General features: G+C 71.3%; 17 protein-coding genes and 1 pseudogene. 6 read left to right on the top strand and 12 right to left on the bottom strand.

Going from position 1 to position 20,089, the window contains the following annotated elements; translation table 11 throughout:
- Positions 1 to 203 precede the first annotated feature (203 nt).
- The 4 genes from FG154_RS18435 to FG154_RS18420 all read right to left on the bottom strand — a co-directional run bounded on the left by FG154_RS18435 (position 204) and on the right by FG154_RS18420 (position 2,797).
- Positions 204 to 614: a hypothetical protein gene (locus tag FG154_RS18435; RefSeq protein ID WP_145111116.1), complete on the bottom strand. Its 411-nt coding sequence runs from the start codon at positions 612 to 614 to the stop codon at positions 204 to 206.
- Positions 577 to 1,371, bottom strand: coding sequence for an SDR family oxidoreductase (locus FG154_RS18430; RefSeq protein ID WP_145111113.1), 795 nt, complete (start codon positions 1,369 to 1,371; stop codon positions 577 to 579). Before FG154_RS18430 ends, FG154_RS18435 begins: the two co-directional genes overlap by 38 nt.
- Before the next feature lie 40 nt (positions 1,372 to 1,411).
- Positions 1,412 to 2,179, bottom strand: coding sequence for a 7-alpha-hydroxysteroid dehydrogenase (hdhA, locus tag FG154_RS18425; RefSeq protein WP_101342021.1), 768 nt, complete (start codon positions 2,177 to 2,179; stop codon positions 1,412 to 1,414).
- Positions 2,180 to 2,293: 114 nt separating this feature from the next.
- Positions 2,294 to 2,797, bottom strand: a complete 504-nt coding sequence (locus tag FG154_RS18420) for a hypothetical protein (protein ID WP_011911124.1) — start codon at positions 2,795 to 2,797, stop codon at positions 2,294 to 2,296.
- 200 nt (positions 2,798 to 2,997) lie between these two features.
- On the opposite strand from FG154_RS18420, the gene FG154_RS18415 reads away from it, so the two are divergent.
- Complete coding sequence (locus tag FG154_RS18415) at positions 2,998 to 3,291, top strand: SH3 domain-containing protein (protein WP_101342019.1); 294 nt, start codon at positions 2,998 to 3,000, stop codon at positions 3,289 to 3,291.
- A 306-nt stretch (positions 3,292 to 3,597) separates the two neighbouring features.
- On the opposite strand, the gene FG154_RS18410 is transcribed toward FG154_RS18415, so the two are convergent.
- The gene (locus FG154_RS18410; protein ID WP_145111110.1) at positions 3,598 to 4,836 is read right to left on the bottom strand and encodes an Hsp70 family protein; all 1,239 of its coding nucleotides are present in this window, start codon (positions 4,834 to 4,836) and stop codon (positions 3,598 to 3,600) included.
- Between the two features lie 255 nt (positions 4,837 to 5,091).
- Between FG154_RS18410 and FG154_RS18405 the strand changes: the two genes are divergently transcribed.
- Entirely contained in the window at positions 5,092 to 5,964 is an 873-nt protein-coding gene (locus tag FG154_RS18405) for a viral aspartic protease (protein WP_246100427.1), read from the top strand.
- Positions 5,964 to 7,040 (top strand): lipocalin, encoded by a 1,077-nt coding sequence (locus FG154_RS18400; protein WP_246100425.1) that lies wholly within the window; start codon positions 5,964 to 5,966, stop codon positions 7,038 to 7,040. The genes FG154_RS18405 and FG154_RS18400 overlap by 1 nt, the downstream gene beginning before the upstream one ends.
- Positions 7,041 to 7,145: 105 nt before the next feature.
- Here FG154_RS18400 and FG154_RS18395 read toward each other — a convergent pair whose 3' ends face one another.
- Positions 7,146 to 8,042, bottom strand: coding sequence for a LysR family transcriptional regulator ArgP (locus FG154_RS18395; protein ID WP_145111105.1), 897 nt, complete (start codon positions 8,040 to 8,042; stop codon positions 7,146 to 7,148).
- 72 nt (positions 8,043 to 8,114) lie between these two features.
- Here FG154_RS18395 and FG154_RS18390 point away from each other — a divergent pair, with 72 nt between their 5' ends.
- Positions 8,115 to 8,744: a LysE/ArgO family amino acid transporter gene (locus FG154_RS18390; RefSeq protein ID WP_145111102.1), complete on the top strand. Its 630-nt coding sequence runs from the start codon at positions 8,115 to 8,117 to the stop codon at positions 8,742 to 8,744.
- On the opposite strand, the gene FG154_RS21780 is transcribed toward FG154_RS18390, so the two are convergent.
- Positions 8,689 to 9,006 (bottom strand): hypothetical protein, encoded by a 318-nt coding sequence (locus tag FG154_RS21780; RefSeq protein WP_281282090.1) that lies wholly within the window; start codon positions 9,004 to 9,006, stop codon positions 8,689 to 8,691. The two genes, FG154_RS18390 and FG154_RS21780, sit on opposite strands and share 56 nt — an antisense overlap.
- 94 nt (positions 9,007 to 9,100) lie before the next feature.
- A pseudogene (locus tag FG154_RS21775) lies at positions 9,101 to 9,349 on the bottom strand (recombinase family protein); the annotation flags it as partial.
- Positions 9,350 to 9,921: 572 nt separating this feature from the next.
- Here FG154_RS21775 and FG154_RS18380 point away from each other — a divergent pair.
- Both FG154_RS18380 and FG154_RS18375 read left to right on the top strand, forming a co-directional pair.
- Positions 9,922 to 11,610, top strand: a complete 1,689-nt coding sequence (locus FG154_RS18380) for a methyl-accepting chemotaxis protein (RefSeq protein ID WP_101342014.1) — start codon at positions 9,922 to 9,924, stop codon at positions 11,608 to 11,610.
- Positions 11,597 to 12,553 (top strand): phosphate/phosphite/phosphonate ABC transporter substrate-binding protein, encoded by a 957-nt coding sequence (locus FG154_RS18375; protein WP_080517500.1) that lies wholly within the window; start codon positions 11,597 to 11,599, stop codon positions 12,551 to 12,553. The genes FG154_RS18380 and FG154_RS18375 overlap by 14 nt, the downstream gene beginning before the upstream one ends.
- 534 nt (positions 12,554 to 13,087) lie before the next feature.
- Here FG154_RS18375 and FG154_RS18370 read toward each other — a convergent pair.
- The 4 genes from FG154_RS18370 to FG154_RS21115 all read right to left on the bottom strand — a co-directional run.
- A complete protein-coding gene (locus FG154_RS18370; RefSeq protein WP_246100423.1) occupies positions 13,088 to 16,897 on the bottom strand; it encodes a translocation/assembly module TamB domain-containing protein in 3,810 nt (1,269 codons plus the stop codon).
- 4 nt (positions 16,898 to 16,901) lie between these two features.
- Positions 16,902 to 17,531, bottom strand: coding sequence for a hypothetical protein (locus FG154_RS18365; RefSeq protein ID WP_145111099.1), 630 nt, complete (start codon positions 17,529 to 17,531; stop codon positions 16,902 to 16,904).
- Complete coding sequence (locus FG154_RS18360; protein WP_145111096.1) at positions 17,528 to 19,486, bottom strand: ATP-binding protein; 1,959 nt, start codon at positions 19,484 to 19,486, stop codon at positions 17,528 to 17,530. Before FG154_RS18360 ends, FG154_RS18365 begins: the two co-directional genes overlap by 4 nt.
- A partial coding sequence (locus FG154_RS21115; protein ID WP_222120575.1) for a hypothetical protein occupies positions 19,483 to 20,089 on the bottom strand: 607 nt, incomplete at its 5' end. The genes FG154_RS21115 and FG154_RS18360, both read right to left, overlap by 4 nt.

Raw genomic sequence — 20,089 nt, 5'->3', positions numbered from 1 at the left:
GAACCTCGTTCTCGCCTGATCGAACCATCTTCGGATCGACATGGACGGGCGGCCTATGGCCGCCCGTTTTGTTTGCAGAGTATCCATGGGGTATCGGTCGGCGGCAACCGCGAAGGGTCGGGCCGTGACGTTCCGCCAATGGCCCCCCGCAGACAGTCGGCCGCAAACGCCGCCCAGATCCCGCGCGCGAGCAGGGTGGCCGTTCACGCCAACCCGACGGCGCGCCCCAAGGCGTCGAGCAGACGCCACGGGTGGACCGGCTTGCCGACACTCTCGGCGCTCGCCAGAGCCTCGCCGCCGTCAAAGCCCGTGGAGGCGCAGGCCGAGCCGAGCACGAAGGGCATCCCGGATTTCGAAGCCGCACGGCGACCGGCACCACCAGCTTGCCGCGCAGGCTCAGATCGAGCGTTGCCACATCGGGATGCGCGCTGGATCGGCTGGCCCACCGCGGCCTCGGGCAGGGGCAGGACCGAGGGGCCGAACTGGCCCGGCCCGGCGTCCTGCGTCAGCGCCGCGGCGCCCGTCAGCACAAGGGCGCAGGCCGCGGCGAGGGTCGGTCCGCCGCGACGGCCCACCTCACGACCCGAACAGGCGCACCACGGTGCCGCCGCCATGGACGTTGATCGTCTGCCCGCTGACCCAGGAGGCGGCGGGCGAGCAGAGCCAGAGCATGGCGTTGGCAATGTCCTGCGGCCGGCCGGGATGCCCGATCAGGTTGTCGGGATGCATCATCCGCTCCTGCATCTCGGGCGTGATCCCGGCGCTGGCATAGCCCTCGGTGATCACCGTCCCGATCAGGATCGAGTTCACGCGGACCCGCCGGGCCAGCATGTGCGCGAGCGAGACCATCATCTGGTTCAGCGCCGCCTTGGCCGTCGCGTAGGGGAGGATGTCACTGGCCGGCACCGCCGACGAGAACGAGCCCGAATTGGTGATCGAGGCGTTCTTCGCCTTCTCGAGCCAGGGCAGGCAGGCCATGCTCATGCGGTAGGCGCTGATCGTGTTCAGCTTGTAGGAGGTGAGGAATTCGTCCTCGGGGATCGCGGCCGGGTCCGGCTGCCGCCCGCCCCAGCCCACGTTGTTGACCAGCGTCGAGATGCCGCCGAAGGCCGCGACCGTCTCCTTCACCACCACATCGATGTCCGCGGCGTCCGTCACGTCGCAGGCCATGCCGCGGCAGTCGTTCCCGGTCTCGCGGGCGATTTTGGCGGCCGTTTCGTGGGCCATGTCGCCGTTCCGGTCGGCGATCATGACCCGGGCGCCCGCGCCCGACAGCGTCCGGGCGATCCCGGCGCCGATGTTCTGCGCGCCGCCGGTGATGATGACCGTGTGGCCGTCCATGCGGAATTCGGCAAAGGCGTCGAAGCTCATGGCGTGTCCTCGGCGATGGATGGGAAGGGTAAGGGCCGGGTCAGTCGAGTTCCTGCACGCCGCCGCCCGAGACGGTCAGGATCTGCCCGCTCACCCAGGCCGCCGCGGGCGAGCAGAGGTAGAGAGCGGCCGCGGCGATGTCGGCGGGCACGCCCAGCCGCTTGAGGGGCGTGTGCTTCAGCATCGCCGCCTCGACCTCGGGCGTGAGCACGGTGGCCAGCGCGTCGGTGCGGATCGCGCCCGGCGCGATGGCGTTGACGCGGATGTTCTTCGGCCCGAGGTCGAAGGCGATGTTGCGGGTCAGGTGGCTGATCGCCGCCTTCGATGACCCGTAGGAGGCCATGCGCTGGTTCCTGTTCTCGCCCGACATGGACGAGATGTTCAGCACCGCACCGCCGCCCGCGGCCTCCATGTGCGGCACGGCCAGCTGTGTCAGCCGGAACGGGGCGAAGACGTTGAGCTCGTAGGCCCAGCGGAACTCCTCCATCGGCATGTCGAAGGGTTTCGGCCCGCCACCCCCGGCGTTGTTGACAAGGATCGTGAGCCCGCCGAACCGATCGACCGCCGCCTGGACCGCGGCCTCCAGATCCTCTTCGCGCGTGACGTTGCAGGCGATCCCGACCGCCTGGCCGCCGGCGTCGCTGATCGCCGTGGCGACCGATCCGGCCGTGTCCTGCCTGAGATCGCTGACCACGACCGAGGCGCCCGCGCCGGCGAACATCTCGGCGATGCCGCGGCCGATGCCGGCTCCGGCGCCCGTCACCAGCGCAATCTGCCCATCCAGCCTGAAGAGACCTGGGTCGAACATACCGACGTTCCCCCGAACATGACGATGGTTGGCGCGTCAAGAGGTAGCACGGCTTCGGGCAACCGCTGAGGGGGCACCTGCCCAAAATGGGCACCCCTGCGGCCTTGAGACGCCTCAGCCGCCGGGGCGATCGCACAGGGCCTCGAGATCGGCGACGAGTCGGGCGACGCGGCGGCGTGACCTCAGATCCACCTCGGCGAGGTCGCGGCGCACCCGCGTGTCCGTCCCGCTTTCGTCCGCGAGGATGAACCATCCCCCGTCCGCCGCCTGCGCGATCCAGCCCCGCTCCTCCATCCGCGCCAGCTTGCGCCGGACCGACTCGCGCGGGATCCCGGTCACATCGGCCAGCCGGGAGGCCGAGACCGACATCCGCTCGGCCGGAACCGCGCGCGGGTCGCCTCCGGCCTCGCGGATCGCCCGCAGCCGGCGCTGGCCGATCACCGCCAGCAGGAGCATCTTCTGCAGATCGCCCTCGAAGCTGCGCGCGAGATCGGTGAGATGGTCCACCACGAACTCCACGAAGGCATATTGGTAAATCGGATAATGTTCGGCGAACCGCTCGAGCAGAACCTCGGTCCGCCGGTCCCGATCGACCTCCGCTGCCCGTGTCCTGGCCATCGCTGAACCCCCCCTCGAACCGCGCATCCCGGCAAACCGGTCCGGCCTGCGCAATGGAAGGGCACGGATGGCCTGCGTGACAACGGTTCTTTGGAGGTATCGCCTTTCGGCCCCTCCGGGCGCGGCGACCCTTGCCAGAGGGGGGCTTTCTCGTCCACATGCAGGTCGCAGCCCGCCGGATCGGGCAAAGGGGGTCCGTCATGCGTTACATGTTCCGTCCCGTGCTGGCAGCCATTCTGCTCGTGGCCGGTTGCGCTGGCGACGCAGGCGGCATGGGCAGCCGGGTCACCGTCGAACGCGCGGGAGGCGAGCTTCTGAAGCTCCGCGCCGGGCCGGGGCTGGGCTATCGTGTTCTCCTCGGCCTGCCGGATGGCACGGCCCTCGTGCGCCACGGGTGCGTGACCGAGGTGGGCCAACGCTGGTGCCGGGTCTCGCTGGTCGAGGCGCCGCGCCTGACCGGCTATGTCGCGGCCGACTATCTGTCCCGGCGCTGACCCTTGGGCGCCTGCGGCCCGACAGGCAGCCGATGCCGCACGGTGGCACCCGGTCCGCACGTCCGACTGAAACGCCATTGGTTCACCGCCGGCACACGATTATGCACGGCCGGGTTTCCCGAATGACTGGGGCGGTCGTGACGGTGGCGCCCGAAATGTCGGGACGGATCCCGGAGGCCGGTGTCGGCTTTCGCCCTGGCATGCGGATGGGGAAGGGGGCGCTGCTCGTGGCGCCCGATCCGCGGCCGTTCTGGTGCTGCCGGCGCTTTGTGCCCGGTGTCCCGCGCGGCCCGCGGCCGACCCCGCTTAGCGGCCGGCGGTCGCCAGCGCCAGCCCGTCCACCACGGCGGTGAAGGCCTCGGCGCTCTCGATCCGGGCCGCGGGGCAGAGCGCGCGCGCCTCCTCGGCCACCAGACGCATCAGGCTCGACCCGCCGACGAGGATCACCACCGCCACGTCCGACGGCGCGACCCCGGCCTTCCGGCAGGTCTCGGCCGCCGCGTCGCGGATCAGGTCCCGATGCCGGGCGAGGGCCGCGTCCAGCGAGGCGCCGGTGATCTCGGCATAGAGCCCGCGCTCGATCCGGCCCATGCGGATCATCGCGCCGGGGCGGCCGGCGTTGGCGTCGATCTTGCCGCGCTCGACGGCAAAGGCGAGATCATGGCCCAACTCATGCTCCAGCACCTCGGCCAGACGGCCGAGCTTGCCCGGCTCGACCGCGCGCTTCGCGAGCCCGGCCACGGCCTGACGGGTCTCGCGCGTGTAGAGGAAGGGGATCTTCTCCCATGTGGCGAGATCGAGATAGAGGTCGTTCGGCATCGGCAGGCGGCCGGGTCCGAACTCGCGGCGCAGTTCTCCGCCGCTGCCCAGAAGCGGCATGGCATGGGAAAGTGAGATCGCGCGGTCGAAGTCAGTGCCGCCCAGCCGGATCCCGTAGCTGGCGAGGATCCGGCAGCGCCCCTCCTCGCCTTGAAACAGCGTGAAATCCGAGGTGCCGCCCCCGATGTCGAGGATCAGGCCGGTCTCGCCCTCGCGGCCGAGGCCGTGGCTGGCCAGCGCCGCCGCCTCGGGCTCGAAGAGGAAGGCCACCTCCTCAAAGCCCGCGGCCCGGTAGCAGGCGCGCAGATCGGCCTCGGCGCGGGCATCGCGGTCGGGGTCTGGGTGGAAATGCACCGGCCGGCCCGACAGGACGCGCGGCAGGGGACGGCCGACCTCGGCCTCGGCGCGCCGCTTCACCTCGGCCAGAAATTCGGTCACCACATCGGCCAGCCTGCGCCGCCGGCGGCCGATCAGGCGCGGTTCCTGCAGGAGCGGCGCGCCGAGCACGCTTTTCAGGGCGCGCATGTAGCGGCCCTCGTCGCCTGCGACCAGCGCCGCGCCGGCGGCCGCCCCGATCCGCATCGGCCCGCCATCGGCGGGGAAGAAGACCGCCGTGGGCAGCGTCTCGCCCTCGCCCGCGAGGCAGATCCGCCGGGGCCGACCCTCCTCCAGCACCGCCGCGGCCGAGTTGGAGGTGCCGAAGTCGAGGGCGAGCGTGTCGTTCATGGCGGTCTTCCTCTGCGGCAGGGCGCGCGGGTTACCCGGCCGCGGCGCGCTCGGCAAGCCCGGAAAACGGCGACGGGGCCGGGGGGCCGTCTTTCTCATGCCGGCAAGTTCGCCACGATCGGCCAGGAAATTCTCATGCCGGCTTGCAACCGGAGCCGTCCGGGGGTCCAGATGGCCGGGCCCCGGCGGAGCCTCTGCCGGCGGCAGGGGCGATCCGAAGGCGGAAGGGACGGATTTCAGATGATCTCGGCAAGGATGGCGGACGAACGACCGGCGGCCCGCAGGGGGGTGCGCGCCGCGCTCTGGGCGGCGGTCTGCTGCAGCCTGGCCGCATGCGGCGGTGGGGGCGGCAGCGGCGGCGGCCAGCCCGAGCCGAACTTTCCCGGCCGCGAGGTGGTGACCGAGGGAATCGAGAATTACGTCACGGACCACAACGGCTACAGCCGGGTCCGCATCGACAACGCCACGAGACAGGCCGACCGCGACGCGCTTGGCCAGTTCGACGACGCCGATCCCGCCTCGCCCGCGGGCTACCGCAGCCTGATCGAGGAGGCGGAGAACGGCTTTCCCGACTCGGTCTTCGTCGAGGTCATCGCCCGGATGGACGGGAGCGGCAAGGACGGCGGCAAGGTCGTGAAGGTCCTGCGCCTGACCGCGGACCAGGCGCCCTTCGACAATGTGGACAAGGCCGGCAATCCGGTCGGCAGCGGCAAGTATTACTTCCGCGGCACGGGCAGCTTCCGGGTCTATGCGAGCGTGGACGGCGGCGGGGTCCTGACCGGGAAGGGCGATCTCGAGAACCTGACCATCGACTTCGACAAGGGCACGGCCGCGATCAACCTGCGGACGGGCGTCAACGACACGTCGCAGATCGAGACCCAGATCCTCGCCGACGATCTGGCCTTCAACATCGTGACCGGCACCTTCGGCGGCGCCATCACCCAGACCGCGCGGGTCGGAGGCGAGACGCTGACGGCCCGCGGCCACCTGCGCGGCAGCATCAGCGGCACCGAAGACAGCCTCAAGCGGCTGAACGAAAGGATGACGACCTCGGGGGTCTTCAGCGCCGATGGCGAGCGACTGAAATCCGACGGGATCTTCTGGGGCAGCCAGCTCAACTACCGCTGATGGTCCGGGGAAAGTGCCGGGCCGCGCCCTGGGGGTGGCTGGGGGCGTGGATCCTTGTCCTGATGCTCGGGGTGGCCGAGGCGCGCGCCCAGAGCTACAAGCTGGGGCGCAGCGGCGATCTGGTCGTGTCCGAGCGGCTGCGGATCCTGGCCCACGGCCGGGCGCTGGCCGACGGGGCGAGCCCCATGGCGCGCATCCGATCGCTCAAGGCGGACATGATCGCGCAGGGCTTCTACCACGAAGGCCCCGGCCTCGCCTGGGTGCTGGCCGAGGCTTCGCTGCGTCCGACGCTCGGCTGGTCGCCCAACCTGAACGGGGGCGTGAGCCGCCGCCGGATCGAGTTCGGCGGCGGCTGGCTTGAGATCGACCCGGCCTATGTCGCGCGCGCGGGCGCCACGGCCGGCCTCCGGTTCGAAAGCGAGGCGCGCCTTGCCTGGGGGACGGGCCGGTTCCTGCAGGCGGAACTGGACGGCGCCATCTCGCGCGCGCGCGAAAGCGGCTATGAGCGGCGCGACCGGCGGTTCCTGCTCTGCAGCGGCAATCACGTCACGGGCTGGACCTTCCTCGACCTGTGCCTGCGGCAGACCGAGAGCGACCGCAGCCTGAGCCAGTCCGAACAGCGCGACGGGTCCGTGGCCGTCTCGCGGCTGTTCGCGGCCCCCGGCAGCTATCACGAGATCCGCATGGAACTGGGCGAGCGTCGCAGGCCGGGCATGGGCCAGCCGCGTGTCGGCCTCGAATGGCATTCGGTCTGGTCCGGCGCCGCCACCCGCTTCGGCCTGGATCTGGGACGTCCGGTCAGGGACCAGACGGTCGAGCGGCTGGAGGCCTTTGCCGAACTGCGCTGGCGCATGGGCGGGGCCGTCACCGGCCTGTCGCTCTGGGGCTCGCACGCCTCGGGCGGGCAGGTCTTCGGGATCGGGCAGAGGGATCGGACCCTCGGGCTCGCCCTGTTCCGGCAGATCACGCCCCGGCTCGACCTGTCGGTGCAATATGTGCAGACCGACTCGACCGTGGATCTCTTCGACAGCCGCCAGGTGGGCCTCGACCTGTCATGGCGCCTGCGCCTGCGGTAAGCCCTCTGCCTGCCGCACGGAGAACGCCCCCGCATACCCGACCCCGCGGGAGAAGGCCGCAGCCTTCATCACACAACATAATTCGCATTAGCCGACCGGCTTGCCTCACGCGGTCATGAACAGGCGACGACGCGCTTCCGCCGCCACCTCCCTTGTCAGCGCCTCGAGAAGGCGCGCGCCCAGTCGGGCGTGCTGCCAGTGCAGGGGAACGTCCAGAGGGCGCCCGGGCACGAGTTCGGCCAGGCGGCCCGCCGCGAGATGCCCCGCCGCCAGCGGCAGCGGGTTCAGCGCCCAGCCGAGCCCCGCGAGGCTTGCATCGAGAAATCCCTGCGTCGAAGGCACCCAATGAGTCGGCGCCTTCAGCTCGTGCCCGAACGTCTGGCGCACCCAGCGCGCCTGCAACCCGTCCTTGCGGTCGAACCGCAGGACGGGCGCCCGCGCGAGGGCTGCGGGGTTGACCCCCTGGGGAAAATGCCGGGCTAGGAATGCGGGGCTCGCACTGGCGACGTAGCGGAGGGCGCCGAGCGCGCGCGTCCGGCAGCCGGTCACGGGTGTCGGATCGGCGGTGACGGCCGCGAGAACCTCGCCCGTGCGCAGGCGCGCCGCGGTATGCTCCTCGTCCTCCAGCACAAGGTCGAGGAGTGCCCCCGTGGCCGCCGAGAAGCGCGCCGCGGCGGGCAGGAACCAGCTGCCGAGCGAATCCGCGTTCACCGCCACCCGGAGCGTCGCCGGCCCCTCCTCCGGTCCCGCCAGCGCGGGCAGGTCGGCCAGCTCACTCTCCAGCAGACGCACGCGCTCGACATGGGCGCAGAGCCGCGCTCCGGCCTCGGTCGGCACCGGCGGCTGGCTGCGCACGACCAGCGTCGCGCCCACCCGCTCTTCCAGCGCGCGGATGCGCTGCGACACGGCCGAGGGCGTCACGCCCAGCACGGCCGCGGCCCGGTCAAAACCACCCTCGCGCACCACGGCGGCAAGGGCGGCCAACAGCGGATAGTCCAGCATCCTTAGCTCCGCTTCATCAGCATTAGCATCCTGAACTGGACTACACCCGCCACCCGCGGCAGGAAAGCCGTCATGCCAGACCTCGCGCCCTTCCTCACCGGCTTCGGCCTGTCCCTCGGCCTGATCGTCGCCATCGGCGCGCAGAACGCCTTTGTCCTGAGGCAAGGGCTTCGGCGCGAACATGTGGGAGTGGTCGTGGCCTTCTGCGCGCTGGCCGATCTGGCGCTGATCGCGGCAGGCGTGGCGGGTCTCGGAGCGGTTCTGGGGCGCGCGCCCGCGCTGGTGACGGGTCTGTCGCTGGGTGGCGCGGCCTTCCTCGGCTGGTACGGGCTGTCGGCCCTGCGCCGGGCGTGGCACCCCGCACGGCTGGTCGCCGAGAACGGGGGGGAGGCGCTGACGCGGGCGGGGGCGCTGGCCCGCGTGGCCGCCTTCACCCTCCTCAACCCGCACGTCTACCTCGACACCGTGCTTCTGGTGGGATCGGTCGGGGCGGCGCAGCCCGTGGGCGCGCATGGGCCCTTCGTGGCCGGCGCGGGCATCGCCAGCCTGGCCTGGTTCGCCGCCCTCGGCTTCGGTGCCCGCCTGCTCGCGCCGCTGTTCGCCCGGCCGCTCGCCTGGCGCGTTCTTGACCTGCTGGTGGGCGCTGTCATGATCCTGCTTGCCGCTGGCCTTCTGAACCACGTCCTGACCGCCGCCGCCTGACCCGTCCGGTCGCGTCCAGTAGCTTGCCGGATAGCGCAGCCCGTGAGCCATGCATGCGCCTCAGCTCTTTCGGCTGCTTTTCCGATAGTTTGGGCAGCTTGCCCCGCGCCCTCGCGATCGCCATTCCTTCTCGCGTCCGCGCGCGGATGAGGCCAATGCGCGAAGGCCATCCAGCTCGCGCTGGGGATATTCCTTCTCGCGTCCGAACGCGGATGAGGCCGGCCTCGAACTCCGCGAAGGTGGCGAGGATGTTGAAGAACATCTTGCCCATCGGGTCCGTGGGATCGTGAACCCACCGCCCCCAGCGCAAGCCTCACGCCCTTGGCGGCGAGCTGGTCGGCGATGGCGCGGGCATCCGGAACCGACCGCACCAGGCGATCGAGCTTGGAGACCACGAGCGTGTCACCCTCCCGGACGGCGGCGAGCGCCTGATCGAGACCCGGCCGGGCGCGACTCGTCCCGGTCAGGCCGTGGTCGGTGTAGATGCGAACTCCCGCGACGCCCAAGGACGCCAGCGCCTGCTTCTGCGTCCGCAGAGGGTTCCTCTTGCGGACAAGTTCTTGGTAGCGCTTGGCGACCAGTTCGTATCGGATGTGACGCCGCACGAACGAGATGTGCCTGGTCCTGATCTCAAGCCTCGCCGACCGTGATCGGGCTGCTCTGTGCCAACGCGCTGGTCGCGGCCACGGTTCGGATATCAATTGGGGCAGCCTTGGAACCGCATCTGGGGCCACACATCCTTAAGATGGCATCAAGACCCGAATTCCCGGATCAGATTTCTGACAGAGCTACGCTAGAGACCACTGCATGCCGGATCAGAGCGACGCCAACTTGATGTGACCAAACTTCGTTCTCAGGACCAGCTGTATCAGTATCGAGGCCTGAATCCTGATGTGGACCGCACGGCCGGCTGCTCCTGATGCCGCTGACGTTATGCAACTTCGCGCGCCGATCATGGCCGGGCGGCGGAAAAGCACCGCCAGCGGCCGGCTTCAGCCCTTGTTGACGATCTTCCCGGATACCTGATCCGGAAGTGGGAGATGTTGTTCGGAAGAGCGACTGCGATTTTCCACGTCCCTTCAATCCCGCCCATCCGACGCACGGGCCGACTCTGCCCGTCGGCCGGCGCCCATAGCCAGCATCATCGCACGTGCCTTCGCAGGAGTTGCCATTCCCGATGTCCATCAAGATCAAGCTCGCCCTCGCCTTTCTGTTCGTCTTCACGCTCTTCCTGATCGCAACCGGCCTGTCGCTCCAGCGCCTGCAGGCGATGAATGCCCGCATCGAGACTCTGGCGCAGGTCGAGTTCCCCGCTGCGGTTCTTGTCGAGCGGATGGTGGCCGAGCAGCAGCGGGAATCCGCAGCACTCCGGGATCACATGGTGGCGACCGAGGATGCAGAGCTCGAGAAGTTCGAAAAGGCGGTCTTTGCCGCCCGAAATGAGCGGGACTCCCTCCTCGCGGAGCTTCAGGCGCTGGTATCCAGTGAGGCCGAGCGGGCGAAGCTTGTCCGGATCGGCGAACTGAACATCGAGGGGAACAGGCGCAACGACGCCGCGCTGGAGCGGTCGAAGCTGTTCGACCTCGGCGGGGCCGCACATGTCCTGCACGACCCGTCCGCAAGCGGCAGCCGTGCCGAAAGGTCGCGCCTCCTGAGCGAGTTGCGAGAGCATCAGGCGGCCGACGTTGCCGCGGCTGTCAACGCGTCTCAACAGACCTACAGCACGGCGCTGCGCGACCTGCTGATCGCGGTGGGGACGGCCATCGTGACCGGGGCGATCGCGGCCTTCCTGATCACCCGCTCGATCGTGCGTGGCCTCCGCGAGGCGCTGGCTCTGAGCGAACGGGTAGCCAACGGCGACCTGATCGCCACTTCGAACCTACGCGGCCGCGACGAGATCGGCCGGCTGCTGACCGCGAACAACCGCATGATCCTGAAACTGCGCGAGGTGGTCGGAACCGTCGGCGCATCGGTGCAGCAGGTGACCGCCAACAGTTCTGCGATGGCAGCGACGTCGGAAGAACTGTCGCAGGGCGCGCAGGAACAGGCCTCGGCCACCGAGCAGGCCTCGGCCTCTGTCGAGCAGATGGCGGCCAACATCAAGCAGACAGCGGACAATGCCGGTGCGACCGAGATCATGGCCCGGAAATCGGCGGAACGGGCGCGCGCCTCGGGGACGGCGGTGGCCGAAGCGGTCTCCGCCATGCAGGCGATCGCAGAGCGGATCAACGTCGTCCAGGACATCGCACGTCAGACCGACCTTCTGGCGCTGAACGCCGCGGTCGAGGCCGCACGCGCCGGCGAGCATGGGCGCGGCTTCGCGGTCGTGGCCTCCGAGGTCCGAAAGCTGGCCGAGCGCAGCCAGACCGCCGCGAGTGAGATCTCGGCTCTCTCGACGCGCACGGTCCAGACCGCGACCGCTGCCGGCCAGATGCTCGGCGAACTCGTGCCCGACATCGAGAGCACCTCCAACCTCGTGAGCGGCATCTCGGTGGCCTCGCGCGAACTGGCGCTGGGAGCGCAGCAGGTGGCCACGGCCATCCAGCAGCTTGATACGGTCACGCAGCAGACGACGTCGGCATCAATTGAACTGGCGTCCGGGGCGGAGGTCCTCTCCGGACAGTCCGAAGAACTGCAGCGAACGATGACCCATTTCCGTCTGGAGGCGACAACCGCCACCTCCAAGGCACCGGCAGCAGGGTCGGCCGTGCATGTCGAGGGTCCGGCTCGATCCCCTCGCCGGGCCACCCCGAACCTCAAGGCAACACCCAAAGCGAAAGCACCCGGAGGCTTCGCCTTGGACATGGAAAAAGGTGCCTCCGACGACATGCTCGACAAGGATTTCCGCCGCCATGACGCCGCATGACCGCAATCGTGGCGCCGCCACGCTCCTCCGCGCCCGGCTGCCGATCCCGCTTCTGGCCGGGCTGCTCCTGGTCCTGGCCGCACCGGAGGCGGTGCTCGCCGCGGGGGACATAACCGAATTCCGCCTCGGTCTCGCTGGGGGTGAGTCCCCCGAGGCGGCCGTCGTTGCAAACGAGTGTTACCGGGCGAAGCTCGAGGAGGCGCTCGGGGTTCCGGTACGGCTCGTGACCAGCCCCACCTATGATGGCGTCATCGACGGGTTCCTCAAGGGCGCGGTCGACATGGCCTGGCTCGGGGCCTCGTCCTTCGCCAAGATCCATCTGTCCAACCCCGATGCGGTGGACGTCACCCTGACCAAGCAGAACAAGTCCGGGCTGACCGGGTATTTCTCCTATGCCTTTGCACGCAAGGACTCGGGCATCCGGTCGATGGAGGATGCCCGCGGCAGGACCTTCGCCTTCGGCGAGCCGGATTCGACCTCGGGCTACCTGATCCCCGCGGCGGAGCTTTCGGCGAAGTATGGGGATCTCTCGCGTTTCTTTGCCGCCACCCCCTTTTCGGGCGGGCATGAGAAGACGATCGTAGGCGTAGCTCAGGGTCAATACGACGCCGGGGTGAGTTCCGGCGATGGTGTGGGTTCCTGGGACGAGGGGTTCAGTTCGGGGCCGTTGCGCAAGGCCGTGAGCGCCGGGCTGGTCCGGATGTCGGATCTCGTGATGCTCTGGCAGTCGCGCATGATCCCCGAGGGACCGCTGGTAATCAGCCGCAACGTTCCGCAGCCCGTCCGTGACACCGTGGTTCCCCTGACGGCACGGCTCCATGAGACGGATGCCGCCTGCGCACGGCTGGTGGCCGGCGGTGAGGCGAAGGACTTCGTGCCGACGACCATCCGCGCCTACAGCGGGATCATAGAGGCCCGAAAGCTGCAGGAGGCGAGTCCCTGAGCGCCGGTGCAAGGCCATCTGCGGGAGTGTGCGGTCCTGGCATCCTTCGGCGCAGCCTGACCGCTGATCTCCCGCGGGGATATCCTGATCGCGGCAGTCAAGATCTGATCTTGCTGCGTGAAATGCGGTGGGCCGGGCTCTGAGGCTCTTCCCCGGGCTGAACCCGATGGGCGCGAGCATGTCATGGTTGTGCAGGAGATCGGCGCAGGACCGACCTGCCGGCGCTTAAGGCCGCTTGGCGATCTCCGTCGCCAAGGCGTCCGATGCACCGCCAGACCTGCGGTCAGGACCACCGCCGTCGCACATGTCCGAAGGCGGGCCACCACCCCCGGAAACCTGGACCGGACCACGAACAATACACTCCGACTCGTAATGTCGGAACGCCACGCACTGACCTGCCGCGGGTCAAGCCGCCGCCCATGACGCTGCCGCGCAATCCCGTTTCCTGCGGCACGTTTGATGCCGGGGCTGACGTTCAGGGCATTCCAATTCGCTGCGTCCTTCATCATGGGCCGTGACCGTTTGCAGAAATCGTCACGGGCCAGCGCCCGACCCGGCCGAGGCAATCGCCCGTTCCAGCCGGGCGCCGATGCCGTCCTTGCCGCCCCAGGCGTTGATGATCCGCGTCAGCACGCCCCTTTCGGCCGGCGAGCCGAGGAAATCGACCGTGGCGCCGGTCGTCCCGATCCGGTCATAGACCTCGAACAGCACCTCCTCCGAGACATCGCCGAAGCCCGGATGATCCTGCAGCACCGCCGCCACGCGGCTCCGCGATCCCAGCTTGACCACGGCGGCCGCGATCGCGGCGCCGATGTGCGGCGGGAAGCTGGTCGGCGTCTCGCGCGAGGACCGCGGGGCCGTCAGGGCCTGATCCTGCGGCCGCTCGGCCTGCAGCGCCGCCGCGGTCGGATCGACCAGCGCCTGCGTGAAGTCGTTCAGCTCGCCCTCCTCGGCCTGCGAGGCGGTCCGGTAGGTCGAGGCGATGGTGACATGCCGCGTGAGGTTGGGGATGCGGTCGAGGTTGGTGTCGAGCGCCGCGGCCGTCGCGTCGACCACGGCGTCGATCTTCTTCAGCCCTCCGGTCGCCCGGCTCAGTTCGGGCCTGGCCTTCACCTCGACCGTGTAGTCGATCCAGAGCTTGCGGTTGTTCACCCAGTCCTTGGCGTAGGATTCCACCGCGCTTTCGTGCTGGGCATTGGCCGAGGCGGTGATCGGAAAGAGGTTCATCGGATGCCCGAGCCCGCCGATGTGATCGTTCAGAAGGTGGCCGCGGACATAGCGTTGCGCGGTGTCGGAATAGATCCGCGGGTCCGTCGGCAGCTGCGCCATCAGCGCGTCCTGGCCCGTGGGCCCCGAGCCCTGCTGGTGGTCGGGCCCCAGCGGCCGGGCCCGCATCGTCAGCCCGACCTGCGCGCCGCCCAGCTGGCTGTGCTCGTGGACGATCTTCGTGACATGCCCCGAGGCCAGCGCGCCCGGCAGCCCGGTCCCGCTCAGGGGTTCGGCCACACGGCGCTTGAACTCCGGGTTGATCCGCCCGACCACGGCAAAGCCGCGCTGGAAGTCGCCCTCGTAGCCCAGCGAGACCAGACCGAACCGCTGCTTGATCCGCGGAAAGTAGTTGTCGAGCGCGTCGCTGTCGGTCGCCTGCGCGCTGGCCAGCTCGACCATGCGGCTGGCGGCCGCGACATCCTCGGCCTCCTGCGAGAGGGTGCGCGGCATCGGGGCCGGCGGTTCGTCGAGCATCTTCAGCGTGATCGGATGCGGATAGCGCGGCTGGTCGGACCCGGGCAGCGAGCCTTCGGGAACGGCGGCCGGGATGTTGCTGTCGGGCGCGGCCGCCCGGTCCACGGCGTCGCTGCGCGCGGGCAGGTTCGCCTCGTTCGGGCTGGCGCCCGGTTGCGTCTGCTGCGCCGTGGCGGGGGCCGCGGGCCCCGCGGCGGGCGTGGCGGCCGGCGGCCCCCCCGCGGCCTTCGGCGGCCGTGGCGGGGCGGGCGGCGGGGTGGCGGGCTCGGCCTGCTGCGCCACCTGTTCGGGCGGCACCGCGGCGGCGCGCTGCGCCTGCAGCTGGCCCTTCCATTCGGCCTTGTTCTGCAACGCCTCCCGCGCGCCCGAGGGGGCGGGCCCGTCCTTGGGCATCGCATCCTGCACAAGGCGCGCCGTGTCGATCTCGGACGAGGTCATCTCGATGGTCGGAGGCTCGGGGCGGCCGAACTTGTAGGACATGCGCGCCTGAAGCCCCAGATCCGGCCCGACGGGCATCACCACCTCGGCCAGCTTCCACTGCTTGTCCCAGACCGTGACCCAGAGCGCCTCGATCTCGGCCCAGGCGTTCAGCCCGAGCTTGAGCCGCGCCCCTGCGGCCAGCGTGGCCACCCCCTCGATGCCCCAGTCGCCATCGGCGTAGGTCAGCGCCGGCTCGACCGAGATCGCGCCGTAAAGGCCCGCCGTCCCCACCGCCTCGATCCCGCCGGTCAGCTCGCCCAGCACCACGTCGAGCCCGAGCCCCGCGCCGATCGCCACATAGCCCTCGACGAAGGCCGGCACGAACAGCTCGCCCGAGATCGTGAAGGAGGGGTCGGCCTCGGCCGAGCCGATCGTGTAGGAGCCTTCGACGCGGATGTTGCGGAAGACGCCCGGCCCCACGCCCGCGCGCACGCCCGCCCGGATGCGGATCACCGCGACGAGGATCGCCCAGAGCGGGATGTTCTGCGCATAGCGGAACAGCTCGCGGTCCATCCGCTTTTCGGGGAACAGCTCCAGCGGCTCGGTCACCTCGATCACGCCCGAGATGTCCACCGCCCCTTCGGGCAGGATGCGCGCGGTCAGCGTGCCCTGCAGGCGCGGCGCAAGCTGGGCCGTCACCCGCCCCTCGCCGCCCAGTTCCAGCGCGCCCGCCTCGGTCTGCGCCACGGTGACGGTGACGGTGCCCGACAGCTTGCCGTTGTCGGCCGCGAAGTTCAGCGTGGTCTCGCCCGACCAGCGGTTCTGCGCGTAGCGCACCGTCACCGAGCCGTCGAGACCGGGCAGAAGCTGCGTGTTCACCGGCACCTGAACCTCGCCCGAGATCTCGCCGTTGGCGTAGCCCACGCGGGCGGTCACGGTGGTCAGGCCCGGAATGGTCAGGGTCACGTCGCCGCCGAAGCTGAAGGCGCCGGTCTCGGAATAGGCGGCCGAGAAGCTGCCCGTGCCGGCCGGGCCCAGATCGACGGTGGCCGAGCCATCGACGCCCACGCGGCCCGTCTCGGCCAGCCGCACCGTCAGCGAGGGGCGGCGCACCGGCAGTCCGGCCGGAAAGGCATCGGCCCCCAGCCGCAACAGGCCCGAGACGCGGCCGTTGCGGATCGTGACCCGGCCCGAGGCCTCGTTCAGCCCCGCCACCTCGAGCGCGAAGCGCCCGGTTCCGGCAAAGCCCGAGGCGGCGAGCGTGGCCTGCTCCAGCGTCACCGAGCCGAGGCCCGCGTAGGTGGCCGCAAAGCCCTCGATCCCGCCCGAGGGCCGCCCGTTCAGGTAGCCGAGCGTCAGCGTTCCGCCCGTCAGCGACAGGCCCGGCAGGCTGGTGCGCATGTCGCCCACGCCGATCCGCGCGTTCGCGGTCAGGTTGCCGGCCTCGTCGGCCGCCAGATCGCCGCTGACCTCGTTGACGAAGGGCGGCGTGATGCGGAAGGTGCCCTCTGCGGTGAAGGCTCCAGCCTCGGTGAAGGCAAAGCGGACGTTGCCGTTGCCCAGATCCTGATAGGTGATCTCGGCCGACCCGTCGCCCGAAAGGCGCCCGTCCCGCAACCGGATGCTGCCCGACCCGGTGGCCCGCGCGCCGCGCCCCAGACCCGAGGGCAGGAGCGACAGGTCCCGAAAGGTCAGCTCGCCCGACAGCGCGCCGGTCTCGCCCATCGCGATCGTCAGGCGCGGATTGCCAAGCGCGGGCAGCGCAAGCCGCTTGGTCGCCGAGCCCGAGATGCGGGCCCGGCCCTCGCGATCCACGATCACCTCGAAGGCGGCATCGTCCAGATAGGGGATCGACAGCCCGCCCCGCAGGCGCAGCTGCCGGTTGCGCCACTGCACCGTGTCGATGCGCAGGCCGGGGACGGGCTGCGGCAGGTCGCGCAGCGGCACCGGCTCGCCGGTCAGGAAGGCGGCGCCGAGCTGCCAGCCCGAGGGCCCCAGCCGGGCCACGAAGCCCGCGCTTTCGGGCAGCAGCCCGAAGACCGCGGCGGGCGTGCCGGCCGTGGCATCGGGCCCGCGGTCGGGCGCCCGATCCGGCGCGCGCTGCGCCGGCGCCCGGTCGCGTGCGGGCGGAGCGCCTTCGGGCGACGGCGGGGGGCGTCCGCTGGAGGCGCGCTGGACCATGCCCCTACTCCGGCGGTGCGGGGGGTGGCGGCGCGGGCGGCGGCGCCGCACCGGGCATGGCCAGCGCCCCCAGACGCGCCCCCAGCGCGCGGCCAAGCGCCGAGGCCGGGGCCGCGCGCACGAGGCTGGCCAGAACCGGCCGCAGCCTCCGGCGCAGATCCGCCTCGGCCCGCAGGTAAAGCGCCACCAGCGCATCGGCGGCCAGCGCCGTATCGGAGGCCGGCGCCGCCTCGAAGGCCCCGACCAAGGGCGCGAGGCGGGCAGCCTCGGGGCCCTGCAGCAGCCCGGCCAGCGCGCCCGTCAGCATCCGTTCCCGCCGGCGCCGGGCCTCGGCCTCGGCCGAGCGATCGGGCTCCGGCTCCTGCCGCCGCGCATCGGGCGCACGATCGGCTTGCGGTGCCTGCCGCGCATCGCCCGCCGTCTCGCGCTCCCCCGCCGTCCCGGCCCCGCGCAGCTCCTCGCGCGCGGGCAGCGGCTCGGCCGCAGGCTCGGGGCGCCGCGCCGCAGCCATCGCCGCCATCAGCGCAGGGTCCGCGGGCAGCACCCGCGGCCCTTCGCGCAGCGGCTCCTTCATCGCGGGCAGCGGCAAGGGCGGCTTGTCCTCGCGCATCATCTCGCTGTCGAAGTCGGTCATCCCGCCCCTCCCCGCGCCCGCACATAGTGGCTGCCGAAATCAGCCTTCTTCAGCACCTTGCCCTGCTTGAGCAGCTCGGTCGCCACCGCCTGCAGGATCAGCTCCATCCCCACGGCCGAGCCGCGCGCGGCCGCCCGGTGCGCGGCGTCAAGCCAGCAGTTGCGGATCTCGGCCCCGGTCATCTCGAACCGCTCGGCCAGCGCGCCAAGATCCAGATCGGCCGCGATGGGCGCCGACGAGCGCAGCCCGCGCTCCCACAGCGCGCGGCGCAGGTCCGGGCCCGGCATCGGAAACTCGATCACATGGTCGAAGCGCCGCAGGAAGGCCGCGTCCAGGTTCTGCGCCAGGTTGGTGGCGAGGATCGACAGCCCGTCGAAACTCTCCAGCCGCTGCAGCAGGTACGAGGTCTCGAGATTGGCGTAGCGGTCATGGGCGTCGCTGACCTCGGACCGCTGGCCGAAGAGCGAATCCGCCTCGTCGAAGAACAGCAGCGCGTCCGACCCTTCGGCGGCCCGGAACAGCCTCTCGAGGTTCTTCTCGGTCTCGCCGATGTATTTCGACACCATCGCGGCCAGGTCCACCCGGAACACCGGCAGGCCGAGCCGCGCCCCCACGATGGCCGCCGCCATCGTCTTGCCGGTGCCCGAGGGCCCCTTGAACAAAGCGACCGTTCCGCGGCTCTTGCCGAAGAGCGCGCCAAGGCCCCAGTCGCCCAGCACCTGCGCCCCGTGGGTCTGCCAGTCGATCAGCCGCTCCAGCGCCGCGCGCGTCGGGCGCGGCAGCACCAGATCCTCCATCCCCTGCCGCGTCGCGATCCGCCGGGCGTGCTGCGTCAGGGCGGCGGTCGCCTGCGCCTCGGCGCTGTGGCGCAGCGCGTCGGGGCGCGGGTCGCGCGCCTTGCTCCGCGCCAGGCGGAGCAGGTCGGCATGGCGCGCCTGCGTCAGGGTGGCGGAACCGAGCAGCCGCGCCTTCCAGACGGCGTGGCGACGCTCGCAGGCCACGGGGTCGATCAGGTCCGCCCGCAGCCCCGCCTCCTGCCAGGGCTGTGCGTCGGGGGTGATCAGGACCGCGCCCTCGGCCAGAAGCGGCGCGAGCGCCGCGCGCTCGGGCGCGCCCGCGGCCGGATCCGGCACCACGGGCACCGCGCCGGCCAGCCGCGCGGCGCGAATGCGGGCCGCCAGCAGGTCGGACCGGCCGTCCTCGGGCAGCAGGCACAAGGCCCAGCCGCGCGCCTCGCCCAGATCCAGCACGGCGGTCGAGATCGCGTCGGGGGTACCTGCGGTCACGATCACGGCGCCCGTCTCACCGCCCTGCCCCAGCGGCAGCACCGGCCCCGGCGGCCGGGGCGGCGCGCCCAGCAGCAGATCCACCACCTCCTCGTCGATCCCGAGCGGCGCCTCGATCCGGGGCACCGCCTCGTCCAGCCGGAGCAGCGCGAACAGCCGCAGCGGCGCGGCGGGCGCCAGCATCCGGCGCAGCGTCAGCGCATCCAGCCGGTGGGGCAGCAGCCGGTGCGCCAGCGCGGGCGTCAGGTGGCGGCGCGTCACGTCCTCGCCAAGATAGCCGTAGGCCCGCCCGAAGCGCGGATCGAGCGCCGGCGCCGCGGCCAGCACCAGCAGGTCCAGCTCGGCCTCGGCCAGCCCGAAGGCCTGCGCAAGCCGCGGCCAGATCCCCAGCGGCTCGCGGCGGCGCAGGGCGGCATGGTCGTGCCACGCCGCCATCACCGCATCGAGCGCGGGAACCCCGCCCGCGGCCGCAAGCCGGCCCGACATCTCGTCCAGCATCGCCTCGGCCTCGGCGTCGCTGAGAAAGAGGCCGAGGAACTGCTCGCGCCGGTCCTCGCCCCGCAGCGCGCGGGTGAGGGCGACCTCGTGGCGCAGGCGCAGCGCCAGAAGCTGAAGCGCGCCTTCCAGCCAGACGGCAGGATCGGAAAAGGGGCGCGCCTCGTCCCTCATGGCTCGCCCCCGATCTGCAGAACCAGCCGGGGAAGGCCCGGTTGCGGCAGCCGGCCCTGCGGCCCGGTCAGCCCCGCCATCCGCAGCAGGATCCCCAGAGGCAGCGGATCGAGCCGCACCGTCAGCCGGTCGGGGCCACGGTCGAACAGGCCCGGCCGCTGCAGGAACTGCCGCCGCAGGTAGGGGTGGGAGCTGCCGTGCAGCCCGCGCAGGCGGCTGGCCAGATCGGCCATCAGCAGCGCCGACCAGCGGCGGGCGGGGTCGGCGCCCTCCATCACCCGAAACGCCTCGGGCGCGAGCCCGCGCAGCAGCCGCGGGGGCGGATCGGGCTGGGGCGCCGCCATATCCACCTCGCGCGGCTCGACCGGCAGCATCCGCTGAAGCGCGCCGTCCTGCGCGGCATCGGCCCAGTCTTCGGGATCGAGCGCCTGCCACAGGGCCTGCGCCAGCGCCGTGGGCGCCAGACAGGCGGGGGCGTCGAGCAGCAGGGCCGAAGGCATGAGCAGCGCGAGCCCCGCCCGCGGGCTGCGCGCCGCCGGGGCCTCGACCGCCGCGGGACGCGCGCGCCCGGCCCGCCCCGGCGCGGCGGGATCGGCGGCCTTC

It is taken from the genome of Cereibacter sediminicola (assembly GCF_007668225.1).
In the GTDB taxonomy this organism is placed as follows: Bacteria; Pseudomonadota; Alphaproteobacteria; order Rhodobacterales; family Rhodobacteraceae; genus Cereibacter_A; species Cereibacter_A azotoformans.
This window is presented reverse-complemented; position numbering and strand designations above follow the sequence as displayed.